The sequence below is a fragment of the Pseudomonas sp. NPDC078416 genome (genome assembly GCF_050268485.1).
GTDB lineage: Bacteria > Pseudomonadota > Gammaproteobacteria > Pseudomonadales > Pseudomonadaceae > Aquipseudomonas.
In genome coordinates, this window is record NZ_JBNNGV010000008.1 from 62,144 (window position 1) to 76,751 (window position 14,608).

13 protein-coding genes are annotated in these 14,608 nt (G+C 59.8%); 9 read left to right on the forward strand and 4 right to left on the reverse strand.

What is annotated here, in order from left to right; translation table 11 throughout:
• Positions 1-118 precede the first annotated feature (118 nt).
• The 6 genes from ACQKEN_RS10505 (at position 119) to ACQKEN_RS10530 (ending at position 7,050) form a co-directional block, all read left to right on the forward strand.
• Positions 119-454, forward strand: a complete 336-nt coding sequence (locus tag ACQKEN_RS10505) for a helix-turn-helix transcriptional regulator (protein ID WP_427685403.1) — start codon at positions 119-121, stop codon at positions 452-454.
• A complete protein-coding gene (locus tag ACQKEN_RS10510) occupies positions 454-1,719 on the forward strand; it encodes a type II toxin-antitoxin system HipA family toxin (protein WP_427685404.1) in 1,266 nt (421 codons plus the stop codon). Before ACQKEN_RS10505 ends, ACQKEN_RS10510 begins: the two co-directional genes overlap by 1 nt.
• Before the next feature lie 152 nt (positions 1,720-1,871).
• Entirely contained in the window at positions 1,872-4,043 is a 2,172-nt protein-coding gene (locus ACQKEN_RS10515; RefSeq protein WP_427685405.1) for a TonB-dependent siderophore receptor, read from the forward strand.
• 115 nt (positions 4,044-4,158) lie between these two features.
• Positions 4,159-5,478, forward strand: a complete 1,320-nt coding sequence (locus tag ACQKEN_RS10520) for an MFS transporter (RefSeq protein WP_427685406.1) — start codon at positions 4,159-4,161, stop codon at positions 5,476-5,478.
• 392 nt (positions 5,479-5,870) lie between these two features.
• On the forward strand, positions 5,871-6,155 hold the full coding sequence (locus ACQKEN_RS10525) for a LuxR C-terminal-related transcriptional regulator (RefSeq protein ID WP_427685407.1): 285 nt from the start codon (positions 5,871-5,873) through the stop codon (positions 6,153-6,155).
• A gap of 175 nt (positions 6,156-6,330) precedes the next feature.
• Entirely contained in the window at positions 6,331-7,050 is a 720-nt protein-coding gene (locus ACQKEN_RS10530) for a hypothetical protein (protein WP_427685408.1), read from the forward strand.
• Positions 7,051-7,082: 32 nt separating this feature from the next.
• Here the strand turns inward: ACQKEN_RS10530 and ACQKEN_RS10535 are convergent, their stop codons facing one another.
• Positions 7,083-8,162 (reverse strand): diguanylate cyclase, encoded by a 1,080-nt coding sequence (locus ACQKEN_RS10535; protein WP_427685409.1) that lies wholly within the window; start codon positions 8,160-8,162, stop codon positions 7,083-7,085.
• Positions 8,163-8,466: 304 nt separating this feature from the next.
• Between ACQKEN_RS10535 and ACQKEN_RS10540 the strand changes: the two genes are divergently transcribed.
• Together ACQKEN_RS10540 and ACQKEN_RS10545 are read left to right on the forward strand one after the other, a co-directional pair.
• Positions 8,467-9,102 (forward strand): LysE family translocator, encoded by a 636-nt coding sequence (locus ACQKEN_RS10540; protein WP_427685410.1) that lies wholly within the window; start codon positions 8,467-8,469, stop codon positions 9,100-9,102.
• A 105-nt stretch (positions 9,103-9,207) separates the two neighbouring features.
• Positions 9,208-10,377, forward strand: coding sequence for an RsiV family protein (locus tag ACQKEN_RS10545; protein ID WP_427685411.1), 1,170 nt, complete (start codon positions 9,208-9,210; stop codon positions 10,375-10,377).
• Positions 10,378-10,454: 77 nt separating this feature from the next.
• Here ACQKEN_RS10545 and ACQKEN_RS10550 read toward each other — a convergent pair whose 3' ends face one another.
• The gene (locus ACQKEN_RS10550) at positions 10,455-11,039 is read right to left on the reverse strand and encodes a polyribonucleotide nucleotidyltransferase (RefSeq protein WP_427685412.1); all 585 of its coding nucleotides are present in this window, start codon (positions 11,037-11,039) and stop codon (positions 10,455-10,457) included.
• 394 nt (positions 11,040-11,433) lie between these two features.
• On the opposite strand from ACQKEN_RS10550, the gene ACQKEN_RS10555 reads away from it, so the two are divergent.
• Positions 11,434-13,110, forward strand: a complete 1,677-nt coding sequence (locus ACQKEN_RS10555) for an NAD-dependent malic enzyme (RefSeq protein ID WP_427685413.1) — start codon at positions 11,434-11,436, stop codon at positions 13,108-13,110.
• 77 nt (positions 13,111-13,187) lie between these two features.
• Here ACQKEN_RS10555 and ACQKEN_RS10560 read toward each other — a convergent pair whose 3' ends face one another.
• Together ACQKEN_RS10560 and ACQKEN_RS10565 are read right to left on the reverse strand one after the other, a co-directional pair.
• Entirely contained in the window at positions 13,188-13,952 is a 765-nt protein-coding gene (locus tag ACQKEN_RS10560; RefSeq protein ID WP_427685414.1) for a 2-keto-4-pentenoate hydratase, read from the reverse strand.
• Between the two features lie 92 nt (positions 13,953-14,044).
• A complete protein-coding gene (locus ACQKEN_RS10565) occupies positions 14,045-14,605 on the reverse strand; it encodes an MFS transporter (protein ID WP_427685415.1) in 561 nt (186 codons plus the stop codon).
• Positions 14,606-14,608: the final 3 nt, after the last annotated feature.

Here is a 14,608-nt window from a genome sequence, read left to right on the forward strand (position 1 = left end):
CATCATTTCCCAAATGTAACCTATAAGGCTCATTTGTGAGGAATGAGCCGTATAAAGCTCTTATAGCTTGACCTGAGCCATATACATTACATACTCGCTGCTCGACAGTGAGGCTCCCATGAAAACCACCCTGCTGGACCAAATTAGAAAGCGGCGCTTGGCGCTAGGCCTGCAAATTCAGCAGATGCCTCTGCGTGCGGGCCTGACACGTCAGCAGTACGGCAAGATAGAAGCGGGTGGGAATCCGCGGTTGACAACCCTCGACCAGATTGCAGAAGGACTCGATGCGGCTCTGCTTCTCGTCCCCAAGGCAAAGCTTGCCGCGGTGCAGCGAATCCTCGACAGCGAAGCAGCACACGACAGTGATCGCCCTTACGCGGCGCATGCGAATGAGTCTTCAGGCCCAGAGCATTTGATCCATGAGACTGACGAGAGTCCGTGGGGTGATCTCTGATGGCTGATGAAACAGTTGCGGCTTTGCAGCTGACCCTTCAGGGGGAGCGCGTGGGCTACGTTGCGGGGTACTCCAATGGCAAAAACGTATTCACGCTGGCGCCCGAGTACATCGAGAATCAAGCCCGACTTCCGCTGACGCTGTCGCACACTGACCCTATGGCATTTGCACAGCAATTGGCAAAACGGCATCCCTATGTCACTGCCCATAAGCTGCATCCGGTGTTGAGCAACCTCCTGCCAGAAGGTGCATTGCGGGATTTCCTCTCGCAAGCGATGAAGGTCCACCGCGACAACGAATTTCCACTGCTTAGCTGGCTGGGTCGTGACTTGCCAGGCGCATTGGTAGCAGAGCGAATGGACGCTACAGATATCCCCGGCCTTGCGCTGCAGCACCGAGGGAAAATCGATCCGACTGTCATCGACATTCCTGATAGCCAGGCGCATTTTTCACTGGCCGGCGTGCAGATGAAATTTTCCATGCGCGACAGAGATGGGCGTTACATCACCGGTGATCCTGATGCGCCTGGCGACTGGATTATCAAGACGCCTTCGACGATCCACCCGTTTGTGCCGCTCAATGAATACACGGCAATGACGCTGGCAGCGCTCGCCGGCGTCGATATTCCGGAGATCAGACTGATCCCGATGGCTGACATCGAAGCGCTGCCAAATATAAACCTGCCGAATGAAACGCTTGCTTACGGCATACGTCGTTTCGACCGTCTGCCAGGAAACGTGCGGGTGCATGCCGAAGATTTCGCGCAGATATTCTTCGCGTACGCACATGATAAATACCGCAATGCAAGCTCTGACCAGATTGGGAAACTGGTATATCGCAGCTCGCTCCACGCGCAGCGTGATGCAATACAGATGGCGAGGCGGCTGCTGGTGAATGTGCTGCTCGCCAATGGCGATGCGCATCTGAAGAACTGGAGCATGATTTATCGCGACGGTCGAAACGCCGAACTTTCACCGGCCTATGACATTGTCACGACCAAAGCCTACATCGCCGACGAAACCAAGCCTGCCTTGAACATGGCCAAGGCCAGAAACTGGTATGGCATGTCAATCGAGCACTTCAAGATGTGGGCTGAATACGGCGACATTCCTTGGCGACCAGTGCTCTATAACTTGAAAGCGACGATCGACAGCGCGCGCACCTTGTGGCCCGATGCGCTGGAAAATAGCCCCATGCCAGACACGCAGAAGGACGCGTTGCGGGCGCACTGGAAAGATCTGCATCCAGACTTCCGTATCGGATGAACCTTCGCGATCTACTTCACGTTTATCCCTGCACACCGAATTCCACACCAATCCCGGTTGTAAAAATGCCGCGCAGAACGTAAAAGAGGCGCCGCCGAACTGGCCTGCGTTTCTCGCTGCCCGACTGCCCATCACCAGGAATTCACCCGCCGATGATCACCTCATCCCGTCCCGCTGCCGGCTTCACCCGTCGGCTGTTGCCGCTGAGTATCGCTTTCGCTTCGCCATGGCTGGCGGCTCAGGAAGCCGAGCCGGTGACGCTGGACGCGCTGCGGGTGACCGGGGAGCAGGAGTCGATCTATCAGGCGAGTGGCGCGTCGGTGGGCGGTTTCAGCGAAGCGCCGCTGCGCGACACACCGGCGTCGATATCGGTGTTCACCGCCGAGCGACTGAAGGACCAGCAGGCCAAGCTGCTCAGCGATGTCCTGCGCAACGACGCGTCGGTGGGCGACAGTTATGCGCCGGTGGGCTATTACGAGAATTTCGTCGTGCGCGGTTTCTCGCTCAACGCGGCCAACAGCTACCGCATCAATGGCCGCAGCATCACCGGCGAGCAGAACGTGGCGCTGGAAAACAAGGAACAGGTCGAGTTGCTTAAGGGACTGTCGGGCCTGCAGAGCGGTGTGTCGGAGCCTGCGGGCGTGATCAATTACAAGACCAAACGCCCGGAAGACGTGCGCTCGGTGACGGTCTCGACCAACGAGCACGGTGAGCGCTACATCGCCACGGACGTCGGCGGCTGGTTCGGCAGCGAGAAGCAATTCGGCCTGCGCGCCAACGTTGCCCACGAGGACATTCGCGCTTACGTCGAGCACGCCAACGGTCAGCGGGATTTCGCTTCGCTGGCGTTCGACTGGAACATCAACGACCAGTCCACCCTGCAGCTCGACGTCGAATACCAGACCAAAGAACAGCGCTCGGTGCCGGGCTATCAGCTGCTGGGCGGCACCGAGCTGCCCCATGACGCCTCGCCGCGCAAACTGCTGGGCTATCAAAACGGCTCGAACCCGGTGGGCATCGACTCGCTGAACATGAACGGCCGTTACGAATACCGCCTCAGCGACGACTGGAAAGCCAGCCTCAGCGCGTCGCGCAGCCGCGTGGTCATCGACGACTACAGCGCTTTCGCCTACGGCTGCTATTACCAGAGCGACTGCCCGGCCCAGCCGCTGACCGGGCATTTCACGCCCAGTGGCGGCTACGACATCTACGATTTCCGCAGCCCCGACGACACGCGGCGCAACGATGAAGTCGAAGCGTCGATGACCGGTCTGCTCGACACCGGCTCGCTCAAGCATGAGCTGACCTTCGGCAGCAGCGCGTTCCGGCGCACGGTCGACACCCGGCCGTATTTCAGCGAATACGTCGGCTCCGGCAATATCCACGAGACGCCGGACAGCTTCGCCCCTTCGGACCTTTCCGTGGGCCACACCGAGCGGCGACTGGACAGCCGCCAGTACGGGCTCTTCGCCACCGACCGCATCCGTTTCAACGAGCATTGGCAGACGGTGATCGGCGGGCGTGAAGTGAAGCTCGATGAAAAAGCCTACAACGAGGACGGCAGCGATAACCGTCACACCGAGCGGTCGATCTTCCTGCCCCAGGCTGCGCTGATCTATAAACCGATCGACAACGTTTCGCTGTACACCAGCTACAGCAAAGGCCTGTCCCTGGGCGGCACGGCGTCGGTGTTTGACAGCAATGTCGGGGAAATCCTTGCACCGACGGTCTCTCGCCAACTGGAAGCCGGGGTCAAATACGACTGGCAGCGCATGAGTTTTACTGCGGCGGTATTCCAGACCCGTCAGGCGTATCAGTATTCGAAACCCCAGGGCGACGGCAGCCTGACCTTCGTTCAGCAGGGCCAGCAGAAAAACACTGGCGTCGAGCTGAGCGCCAATGGCTACGTGACTTCGCAGTTGCAGATGTCGGCCAGTGTCGCGGCCATTCGCGCGCGGGTTGAAGACAGCGGCACCGCGGCTTACGAAGATCATCAGGCGATCAACGTGCCCAAATTCCGCGGCAGCCTGTCAGCCGACTATGCGCTGCCGATTCAAGGGCTGGCGCTATTGGGCGGCGTGCAATACAGCGCCAGCAAGTTCGCCAACCGCGAAGGCTCAGTGAAAGTCGATGACTACGCGGTGTTCAACGCGGGCAGTCGCTACCGCACAAAAATCGAGGGCTACGACACGGTCTTGCGCCTGACCGTCGACAACCTGTTCGACAAGCGCTACTGGCGCGACGCGGGCGAATACCTGGGGGACGATTACCTGTTCCTCGGCGCACCGCGTACAGCGCGGGTTTCGGCCACGGTGAATTTTTAAATCAGCCGCTGAAACGCGTCAGCCGCCAGCGATCCGCCCGCGAGCCGTCAGCTTTGTTATCCTGCGCGCCTTTGTCGCACCCGCGTGCGTTTCAACCTGTGATTTGGGGTCTTTCATGACAGCCATTCTTCGACCGCGCCCACAACCCATCAGCCGGGGAGACTACAAAACCCTTGGCCTGGCGGCACTGGGCGGGGCGCTGGAAATCTACGATTTCATCATCTTCGTCTTTTTCGCCCTGACCCTCAGTCAGTTGTTCTTCCCGCCGGAAATGCCCGAGTGGCTGCGTTTGCTGCAGAGTTTCGGCATCTTCGTCACCGGCTACCTGGCGCGCCCGCTGGGCGGGATTCTGATGGCGCACTTCGCCGACAAACTGGGTCGCAAGCGCGTGTTCAGCCTCAGCATTCTCATGATGGCGCTGCCCTGTCTGCTGATCGGCGTGATGCCAACGTATGCCGAAATCGGCTACTGGGCACCGCTGATCCTGCTGGCGCTGCGCATCCTTCAGGGTGCGGCCGTCGGCGGCGAAGTGCCGAGCGCCTGGGTGTTCGTCGCCGAGCACGCGCCGAAGGGCCATCGCGGTTATGCACTGGGTGTTCTGCAAGCCGGGCTGACCTTCGGCTACCTCATCGGTGCACTGACCGCGACCTGGCTGGCGAAAGTGTTCAGCCACGCGGAAATCCTCGATTACGCCTGGCGCATCCCGTTTCTGCTGGGCGGGGTGTTCGGCGTCATCGGTGTTTGGTTGCGACGCTGGCTCAGTGAAACCCCGGTGTTCATGGCGATGCATGCCCAGCGCGAGGGCATGACTGAGCTGCCGCTGCGCGCTGTCCTGCGCCAGCATCGGCAATCTCTGTTGCCGGCTGCGTTACTGACCTGCGTGCTGACGTCCGCCGTCGTGACGCTGGTGGTCATTACGCCTACGGTGATGCAGCAGCGCTTCGGCATGAGCCCCAGCGACACGTTCGCCCTGAGCAGCGTCGGTATCGTTTTCCTGAACATCGGCTGCGTGTTGGCCGGCATGCTGGTCGATCGCATCGGCGCCTGGCGCGGGGTGGTGCTCTACAGCCTGTTGCTGCCCGTCGGTGTCGGCGTGCTCTACGCCAGCCTGGTGAGTCATTGGTTGCCGTTGAGCCTCGCTTATGCGGTGGCCGGCCTGGCCTGTGGCATCGTCGGCGTCGTGCCTTCGGTCATGGTCGGACTGTTCCCGGCGAACATTCGCGTTTCCGGCATCTCGTTGACCTACAACATCAGCTACGCCCTGTGGGCAAGCACCACGCCGCTGGCGCTGATCGCCTTGATGCCGTGGAGCCCGTGGGTGTGCGTCGGTTATTGCGTGATCATGGGCGCGGTCGGTCTGGTGACGGCCATGTTCTTTGGCCTGCGCAAAGGCATGCAGGTCGATGATCCGCGAGTGGTACAGGCTGGAAACTGAAGGGGGAGGGGCGTCGCAACGGCGTCCCTTCTTATGACTCAATGCTGCGGGTTCGCAATCCGCAGCATTTGAAACGATTGATCCGCTGATTTGTAACAGATGATTGTAATTATCATTTGCAGCGTTTATTGTCCCCGTCTATACAACTGACCCGCTGTTATATATCCCCATGGCTTTGCACGGGGTCGTGCCTGTGTAGCTTGTCTACTGGGTCAGTGGGGACGCTTCGCTAATATTTGTAGGAAACTTTACTTATCACGGTTCGGTTATTAACCGGGCTTGACTGTGCAAATTCTCTGATGGTTAGAGACTTAAAAATCAATAAGAACACTGTTATGGCCCTGGCTAATTTAACGACAGGGCCGGCAAGTCGCGGAGACTATTGAGAGCCAATGACGGAAGAACAACGCAAGCGTAAATCATTGAAAAAGACCACCCCCAGGGAGCAGGAAGTTCTTCATCTTGTGCTCCAGGGGCTCACCAACAAGGCGATCGCCCAGCGTCTGGGGATCAGTGATTACACGGCCCGCGACCATGTCTCGTCGTTGCTGAGGAAGAGCGAAGTCGAAAACCGTGCGCAGCTCATTGCTCTGCACATTTCGCCAGTGCGCAAGAAAAAACTGGCAGCACCCCTACATCTGACGGATTGTTCCGTTGGGCAGCAAGTGCATAATTAACCCGATTTAATTGCTGAACTTTCAAAGCCGTCGTCGGCCCTGTTTGCTTTGAAGATGCTTGCGTCGTAATTAGCGGTCTTTGAAATCATGACCCTGTTTCAGCACGTTGATGTGGCCTGTCAACGTGTTCGCGATGATGCACCCACAATAACGATCAATAATAAGGATGGAATCGATGACCCTTCAAATCGTAACGTCTGAGCCCTTGAAGCACCCGTGCATCGATGCAGACTTTAATGTGGACACTTCAACCGCGTTTCAGCAGTTGGTCGATGAGCAAAGCCGACTGTCCAGAGATCAGTTGAGCGAGCTGCACAAGCAATGGCTCGGGCCCCATGGCGTGTTTGCGACCTTCAGCGCGGAGGTCGAGCGATTGGGGCGTCAGGCTCCCGCGCTGGATGATCTCTCCAGCCTGGGCAGCGCGGAGCGTGTGAACGAGGCCGAACGGGCGGTGGCCTTTGCGCTGGCGCAGAGCAATCGCCGCCGCGCGACCAACAATCCCTTCGGCTCACGCTCGCGTCAGGACCTGTGCTGCGTGGTGTTCGACGAGTCCTGCGCGTACACCCTGGCGGAGCGTTACGCCGCGTACGAAGCCATGCGCCAGAGCGACTCGGATTTCTTCATCAAACTGATCGCCACCACCCGCGGCGTCACCGAGCGGCGCATCGTGTTCCACGGTTTGCTGGAACATTACGACCGGCTGTTGCCCATTGAGAAAAGCATCTACCCCGAGGCCTACCGCGACGTGCAGCAAACGCATCTGGATAGGGAAGAAGGGTTGTATGGGCCGCTGATATTGGGTGACAGCCTGCAGAACCTACTGACGCGAATGACGCCTCTTGAGCTGCTCAAGCAGATTAAGGCACCGACCGACGCCATGGCGTGCAGCGAATAGCGAATCTTCGAGAGATCGACAACGATGCCGACTCATTCCAACGCCGCGCCTTCACGCGCACACACCTTGCTGGATGGCTGCGCCGGCGTGACCCGATTGCGCCCGGCGCTTTTTGCGTCGTACAGGGCCATGTCGGCTTCGTGCAGCCACAGGCCGGCGTCGGTCTGGTGCGCGCCATACGCCGCGACGCCGATGCTCAGGCTCAGCTTGAGATCGGGAAGGGCCGAGTGGGCGTGGTCATGAACCGTACGGCGCAGGCGTTCGAGTATTTCGGTGGCCTGGGCCAGGGTGGTGTCGGGGAGGATGACGCAGAATTCGTCGCCGCCATAACGCCCGGCCAGATCGGTCTGCCGCAGGCTGGCGGACAGCGCGTTGCTCAGTTGCTTGAGAACGTTATCGCCGCTGATGTGGCCGTAGGTGTCGTTGATGGTCTTGAAGTGGTCGATGTCGATCAGCGCGACGCTGTGTTGGCGGTGGAGCTTCTGGCACTTATCGAACTCCAGCGCCAGTCGATCCTTCCACGCGCCGTGGTTCATAAGACCGGTGAGGCTGTCGGTGGCGCTGAGTTTTTCCAGTGCTTTCTTGCTTCTGGAGAGTTGCACCGCGACCTGATAACAGACCAGACCGATGGCCATCGGGTAGATCACCAGCATGGGCAGGCAGGCGAACAGCTGCAGCTGAGTGACGTGGGGGAATAGCGCCGGCAGGAAAATCCTGTACGCCACCAGTGCGCCGGCGATCTGCGCCAGCGAACCCAACACGAAGAGACGTAAACCACCGGCCGCGATGTTATTCATCGCCATCATCGACAGCACCGTCACGGTGGGTAGCGGGCTGATACCCATTGCTCCCGCCCAGAAGCCGCCGCCCAGCGAGTCGTAGATCAGGTTGCGGCGCTCGGCGGCATAAGGCTGACGTGAACGCTTGGCGAGCAGGTAAGCCATGTGCGGCCAGCCGTAACCGTGAGCGATCATGGCGATCCACACCCAGGCCGGCGGATGGGAAGGGTACAGCGCTGCAGCCACCGCGAAGAAACCAATGCCCAGGCCGATGCTGCGGGGCAAGTGCATGCGTTTGGCGAAGGAGAGACCTTTTTGGACCGAAGTGTTCATAGCGCTCTACTGGGTAATAACGCAGCATCCCGACGGCTACATCGGTCACGACCAACGCTGCGAGTGTCCTCCGCCGACGGGGTACTGGGAAGAGCATTTAGCCACTATTGGAGAAATAATTCACGCCGGTCGCCATTGGAGGGTGCGTGGGCGCAGGTGCCGTTTGGATAAGTGACGGGTGCCGTCTGTCATGGCGTGTTTTCCGGCCATCTGTGTATAGACCGTTCTACGCAGGGTGGCTGAAATATGGCGGCCATTCGGCGCTGTCCGGATGTGCATTCCGTCACCCCGGCAGGAGCCTCTGATGCCCGAACTCTCAAACCTCATCGCTTTTTCCCTTATTGCCCTCGGCATGGTGCTGACGCCAGGGCCGAACATGATCTACGTCATTTCGCGATCCATCTCACAAGGACGCAAGGCCGGTCTGATCTCTCTCGGTGGCGTGGCAGTCGGCTTTGTCTTCTACATGCTGTGCGCGGCCTTCGGCATCACCGGCCTGGTGATGGCGGTTCCCTATGCCTACGACACGCTGCGCATGGCCGGTGCCGTGTATTTGCTGTACCTGGCCTGGCAGGCCGTGAAACCGGGCGGGCAGTCGCCGTTTCAATTAAAGGACTTGCCCCAGGACAGCAACCGGCAGCTGTTTCTGATGGGCCTGATGACCAACCTGTTCAATCCCAAAGTCGCGATTCTTTACCTGTCGCTGTTGCCGCAGTTCATCACCGTCGGCGACGGCACCCGCGTGCTCAGCCAGTCGCTGATCCTGGGCAGCGCGCAGATTGTGGTCAGCCTGAGCGTCAACGCCATGGTCGCTATGGCGGCGGGTTCCATCGCCGTGTTTCTGACACAGAAGCCCGGTTGGGCGTTGGTGCAGCGCTGGCTGATGGGCACGGTGTTGTTCGGGTTTGCGGTGCGCATGGCGGTTGAAGGCAGGCGGTGAGTACGCGGTCACGCTGTGAAGAAAACACGGCTGGCCCTTGCCAGACGCTCCGCGATTCGCGAGATTACCACCCCGACTCGTTAGCATCATCACAAGGGACGTCTGATGCCTGTTTCCCTCTCTGTTTTGCGTATCACCTGCCTAGCTGCGCTGATGGCCCCATTCACCCTGCACGCCGAGAATGCGGTCCATGTCCTGACAGGCACCCTGGGTAAATCGCCCATCGTCGTCGAGCTGGACCTCACCAGCGCTGAAGATGTGTCGGGCCGGTATTTCTACGAGAAGTACCACAAGGACCTGCCGCTTTCCGGTACTTCGAAAGGAAGTGATCTGACGCTGACCGAGGGCCTGAGCTACGACGACGAAGCCAAGTTGCCGAAGCTGGTGCTTCACAAGAATTCGGACGCGACCTGGACCGGAGACTGGAGCAGCAAGGGCAAGTCCTACAAGGTGCAACTGGCCGAAGAGGCCATCACCGCGCCGGATGCTTCCGCCGAACCGGGTTGGCAGGACATCTATAAACAGTCGGCGTACGACTACCTGCGGCTCACGCACCTGAAGCTCAAGGCGGATAAAAACGCTACGTTCATGGGCCATGGACTGCAATGGTGGGTCGAGCCGGAGTCGGGCGTTTCGATGTTTGAAATCACCTCAGGTTACTCGCCGGAGCAGGCCACCCGTATCAATCAGCAACTGCGCTCGCGCTTGTGGCAGGAGGTTGTCAGCCACCACCAGTGCATGCTCAACGCCAGTCGCAACGGCGGTGATTTTGCGCAGACGGTCACGCCGCGCTTGCTGACGCCCGGCATCGTGAGCTTAAGCGTCTTCACCGATTACGATTGCGGCGGTGCGCACCCGGACTTCGGCGACTCGCCGCTTAATCTGGATGCCAGCACGGGGAAGGCCTTGGCGCTGGAAGATGTGGTGTGGGTCGGCAAGGGCGCGCCGTTTCATTACGAACGTGATGAAGAAGGTGGCACGAGTTTCGACACGTATTCTGACTACCGCGGCAAAGTCTTCGCCCCCTGGCTCGTTGACCAGTTAAAAGCGGCGCACCCGGCAGACATGGTGAAGCCTGCTACCGAAGACGACTGCGACTATACCGACCCGTCAGTGTGGGAATTTCCGTCGTGGTATTTCACTGAAAAAGGCATCGTCTTCGGCCCGTCCTTCGCCCGGGTGATGCGCGCGTGCGAGAGTCCCGAATGGTCGGTCCTGCCGTACAGCGTCATCAAGGCGCATCCGGGCGGGGCCAAACTGACGTTGCCCGAGTAATCATGCCCACGTGATCGTTTGATGATCTGACATCGCTGCTTTTCCGGCTGCAATCGCTGCCGAAAAAGCAGCAATCCTCATTTTCCGCCGGTCACACCCTTCACCACCTCGGCATGGGCCTTGGCATCCTTCGCCAGGGAGATCACGTTCACCATCGCCGTGCGCTTGCCGTAGGCAGCGGTAATCGTCGTACTCAGCACACGGCCGCCCTCTACGCTGCCCGAGATATCCAGCTGACGCATCCCGAGGCCTTTTCGTACGATCTTCTTCTCGCCCAGCTTCTTGAAGTCCTTGTAGCTGGACTGCTGCTGTTGCAGCGTGTCGGCGATGATGCCGTCTAGGGTTTGCTTGTCGTTGGCGCCGACCTTCTGGTCATTGGGCAGCGGCGCTTCGGTGATGATCACCACGCGCTTGGCCGGCTTGTTCATGTACAGCGAGCCGGTGACGCCGGCGGCCCTGGCCTTGGCATCGATCTCTTCCATCGGGCCTTTGACGTAATCCTTCGGCAGGGTGAAAGCGAACTTGCCGCCGAGCATCGCGACTTTTTGCCCGGAAGATTTCGGCGCAGGTTTGGCTTTGGTCGCCGCCTGCGCGCCGACCATGCCCAGGCACGAGACTAGCGCGGTGCAGACCAGCAGGGTTCTTAAACTGAACAAGCGCATTCCGACCACTCCTGGGGATGATTCCTACATAGGTCCGGCATTTTGCCTGAGGGTGATGGCAGGTTGATAGTCGTTAGGGTGATGGTGTCAGCGGGACTCGCTAATGCCACCTACGCGTTGATCGCGGTGTACCTGTAGAGACCGGCTTCAGCCGGGAAGAGGCCGGTATGTACAACACATGATATGCAGCGAGACACCCGACGCTTTCCTGGCTAAACCCGGTCCCACAGGGTATGCGGCATGAGCCAATTCAATGGGTGTACGCGATGTTTAGTGGGACCGGCTTCAGCCGGGAAGAGGCCAGTTCAAGCACCGCAGATTTCCATTCGAGCATTGGCTTTCCAGGCCAAAGGTGTACATTGAATTCAAAATACAATAAGCACAGGAGACAGACATGACCCATGCCACTGATCGCACCTTGCAAGTCCCTTTCGCCGGGCCCACGTTGTTGGGCACTCCGCTTCTCAACAAAGGCACGGCGTTCAGCCTCGAAGAGCGTGAAGCCCTGGCCCTGCAGGGCCTGCTCCCCGAACGCGTCGAAACCATCGAACAACAGGCGAGCCGCGCCTATCACCAGTACCAGGCCTGCGCGACCGATCTGGACAAACATATCCTCCTGCGCTCGATCCAGGACTCCAACGAAACACTCTTCTACCGCGTCGTCGACGACCATCTCGACGAGATGCTCCCTATCATCTACACCCCTACCGTCGGCAAGGTCTGCCAGGAATTTTCCCGCATCTACCGCAGCCATCGCGGCCTGTTCATCAGCATTGCCGACAAGGACCGAATCGACGAAATCCTGAACAACGTCACCAAGGACAACGTCAAAGTCATCGTCGTCAGCGACTGCGAGCGCATTCTCGGTCTCGGTGATCAGGGCGTTGGCGGCATGGGCATTCCCATCGGCAAGTTGTCGTTGTACACGGCGTGCGGCGGCATCAGCCCGGCGTACACACTCCCGGTGGTGCTCGACGTGGGCACCAACAATCCGGCGCTGCTGGCGGATCCGCTGTACTTCGGCCGTGGCCAGGAGCGTGTTCGCGGCGCCGAATATGATGCGTTCGTTCAGGCATTCGTCGAGGGCGTGCAGCGCCGCTGGCCCGAAGCCATTCTGCAGTTCGAAGATTTTGCGCTGACCAACGCCATGCCGTTGCTGGCGCGTTTCCGCGATCAACTCTGCTGCTTCAACGATGACATCCAAGGCACCGCCGCAGTCACCGTCGGCACACTGCTGGCCGCGTGCAAGATGAAGGGGCAGCGCTTGTCCGATCAGACCGTCGCCTTTGTCGGCGCCGGCTCGGCGGGTTGTGGGATCGCCGAGCAGATCATCGCCGCCATGCAGCTTGAAGGGTTGAGCGAAGCCCAGGCGCGCAGCCAGGTGTTTCTGCTCAACAGCAAAGGTCTGCTGACCGATCGCCAGCCGGGCCTCTACGATTTCCAACAGCGCCTGGCCCATTCCAGCGATTCACTCAACGACTGGGCGTTCAGCGCCCACTGGCCGTCGCTGCATGAGGTGGTCAGCAATGCCAAGCCCACGGTGCTGATCGGCGTGTCGGGCAAGGCCGGACTGTTCACCCAGCAGATCGTCGAGACCATGCACAGCCACTGCCCGCAGCCGATCATCATGCCGCTGTCCAACCCGACCTCGCAGATCGAAGCGCACCCCAAAGACATTCTGCAATGGACCGACGGGCAGGCGCTGGTGGCGACGGGCAGTCCGTTTCTGCCCATCGAGGTGCTGGGCAAAACCTTTCCCATTGCCCAGTGCAACAATTCCTACATCTTCCCCGGCATTGGCCTCGGCGCCATCGCCAGCAAGGCGACCCGCGTCACAGACGGCATGCTGATGGCGTCGGCCCAGGCGCTGGCAGAGTGTGCTGCGGCGGGGCAAATGTTGCCGCCGTTGCGGGACGTTCAGTCGGTCAGCAAGCGCATCGCGTTCGCCGTCGGCATGGCGGCCCAGCGCGACAGTGTGGCGCCGCCGCAATCGGAAGCTGAACTGTCAGCGGCCATCGAGAAAGACTTCTGGCAGCCTGTTTACCGGTCGTATGTTCGCCGCCCTGACTAAGCAGATGACTAAAAGCTTTACAGCCAAAAAAGAACCCGCCACACCGGCGGGTTTTTTTATGACAGCGAGGTAAAACGTTATGCCAGCGTGAGAGATACAGGTGGCAGCCCATTGATCTGCCCCAGCACCTCAGCCATGCCCTGGGCGAAGTGCATGCCGGTGTAAGAACCCGTGGTGATCACGAAGTCCTTGGGCAACGGCAGTCCATTAAGGGTGTGATGGTTGACCAGCCACGGCAACAGCCGGCGGGGATCGCCTGCCGGATTGGCGACTTTGGACGGCACAATGCTCTCGCCATTCACCGTGAAGGTCAGCGTCGGCTCAACGAAGGGAAAGGACGCGTCGTAGGGTACGAAATCGCCCACCACCAAGGCGCCGTGATTAAGCAGATCGGCCAGTTGCGTCAGCGGCTCAATCTTCGGCCACGCCGCAAAACGGCTGGAGACCACTTCAATGGACGCCGCCATTTCGCCGATGCCCGCCATGACTTCCTCGTCGCTGTACGCCTCATCCCGAGGGCTGAACGTGCGGTTGAAACGGAAGGCGATTTCCAGCTCCAGACCCACCGGCGGATAGACGCTGCGGTCCAGCGTGCCGGTGGACGGGAACAGGCAGTCGCGGGGCAGAGGCGAACCCTGGATCGGCCCGTCCGTGGACTTCGAACCAATCTTCCAGCCGCCGGCTTCAACGCCACGCAAGCGCAGGATTTTCTGTTGCGTGAGGTACGCCGCGTCGCGGTCTGTCGGGTTCAGGTCAAAATCCAGCTCGCCTATCAGATTGTGCTTGTTCTGCGCATCGACGATCAGCTGCGCCAGGCGCGAAGGTTGGGTGTCAGTGTCCAAAAGGGTGCTCCGTTGAAGTGGCTTGATTGAAGCGTGCGGGGCTGAAGCTTTATGGATCGGAACGCCGCCCGAAGGCGGCTCACGTTGTCGTTTTATTTACTGACCACCGGCGCCGTTTCCGCACCCGGTGTCAGAGGCGCAGCCGGCTGCCCGTAGTCAAACTTGTTCTGCGGTTTCATGCGGAACGACAGCACCACGCCAATCGCCAGCAGAATAATGCTGACCAGAAACGGCAGCTGCCAGTTGCCAGACTTGTCGATCAACAGACCAGCGGCCACCGGGCTGACGATGGCGGCCATGGCCGATCCGGTATTCATCATGCCGCTCGCGGTGCCGCAATGGTCGGGCGCGATGTCCATCGGAATCGCCCACATCGGGCCGATGGTCATCTCGGAGAAGAAAAACCCGATGGCCAGGCAGGCCAGGGAAATATGCATGTCCTTGGTGAACATCAACGGCACCAGCGACAGCAGCGTCAGGCCCAGACACACCGCAACCATCAGGCTGCGCGCCTTGTTCAGGTCCTTGGTGCGCGCATAAATGCGGTCACTGACGATGCCGCCCAGGGTGTCGCCGACCACGCCGCCGAAGAACACCGTCGATGCGAAAATCGCCGTGCCCTTCAAATCCAGGCCCATGTTCATGAAGTACATCGG

Excerpts from the sequence above, each read along its gene's own strand:
- ACQKEN_RS10565 (WP_427685415.1), bottom strand. The coding sequence starts at position 14,605 with ATGTACTTCATGAACATGGGCCTGGATTTGAAGGGCACGGCGATTTTC.
- ACQKEN_RS10525 (WP_427685407.1), top strand. The coding sequence starts at position 5,871 with ATGACGGAAGAACAACGCAAGCGTAAATCATTGAAAAAGACCACCCCC.
- ACQKEN_RS10530 (WP_427685408.1), top strand. The coding sequence starts at position 6,331 with ATGACCCTTCAAATCGTAACGTCTGAGCCCTTGAAGCACCCGTGCATC.
- ACQKEN_RS10540 (WP_427685410.1), top strand. The coding sequence starts at position 8,467 with ATGCCCGAACTCTCAAACCTCATCGCTTTTTCCCTTATTGCCCTCGGC.
- ACQKEN_RS10545 (WP_427685411.1), top strand. The coding sequence starts at position 9,208 with ATGCCTGTTTCCCTCTCTGTTTTGCGTATCACCTGCCTAGCTGCGCTG.
- ACQKEN_RS10535 (WP_427685409.1), bottom strand. The coding sequence starts at position 8,162 with ATGAACACTTCGGTCCAAAAAGGTCTCTCCTTCGCCAAACGCATGCAC.
- ACQKEN_RS10520 (WP_427685406.1), top strand. The coding sequence starts at position 4,159 with ATGACAGCCATTCTTCGACCGCGCCCACAACCCATCAGCCGGGGAGAC.
- ACQKEN_RS10515 (WP_427685405.1), top strand. The coding sequence starts at position 1,872 with ATGATCACCTCATCCCGTCCCGCTGCCGGCTTCACCCGTCGGCTGTTG.
- ACQKEN_RS10555 (WP_427685413.1), top strand. The coding sequence starts at position 11,434 with ATGACCCATGCCACTGATCGCACCTTGCAAGTCCCTTTCGCCGGGCCC.
- ACQKEN_RS10505 (WP_427685403.1), top strand. The coding sequence starts at position 119 with ATGAAAACCACCCTGCTGGACCAAATTAGAAAGCGGCGCTTGGCGCTA.
- ACQKEN_RS10510 (WP_427685404.1), top strand. The coding sequence starts at position 454 with ATGGCTGATGAAACAGTTGCGGCTTTGCAGCTGACCCTTCAGGGGGAG.
- ACQKEN_RS10550 (WP_427685412.1), bottom strand. The coding sequence starts at position 11,039 with ATGCGCTTGTTCAGTTTAAGAACCCTGCTGGTCTGCACCGCGCTAGTC.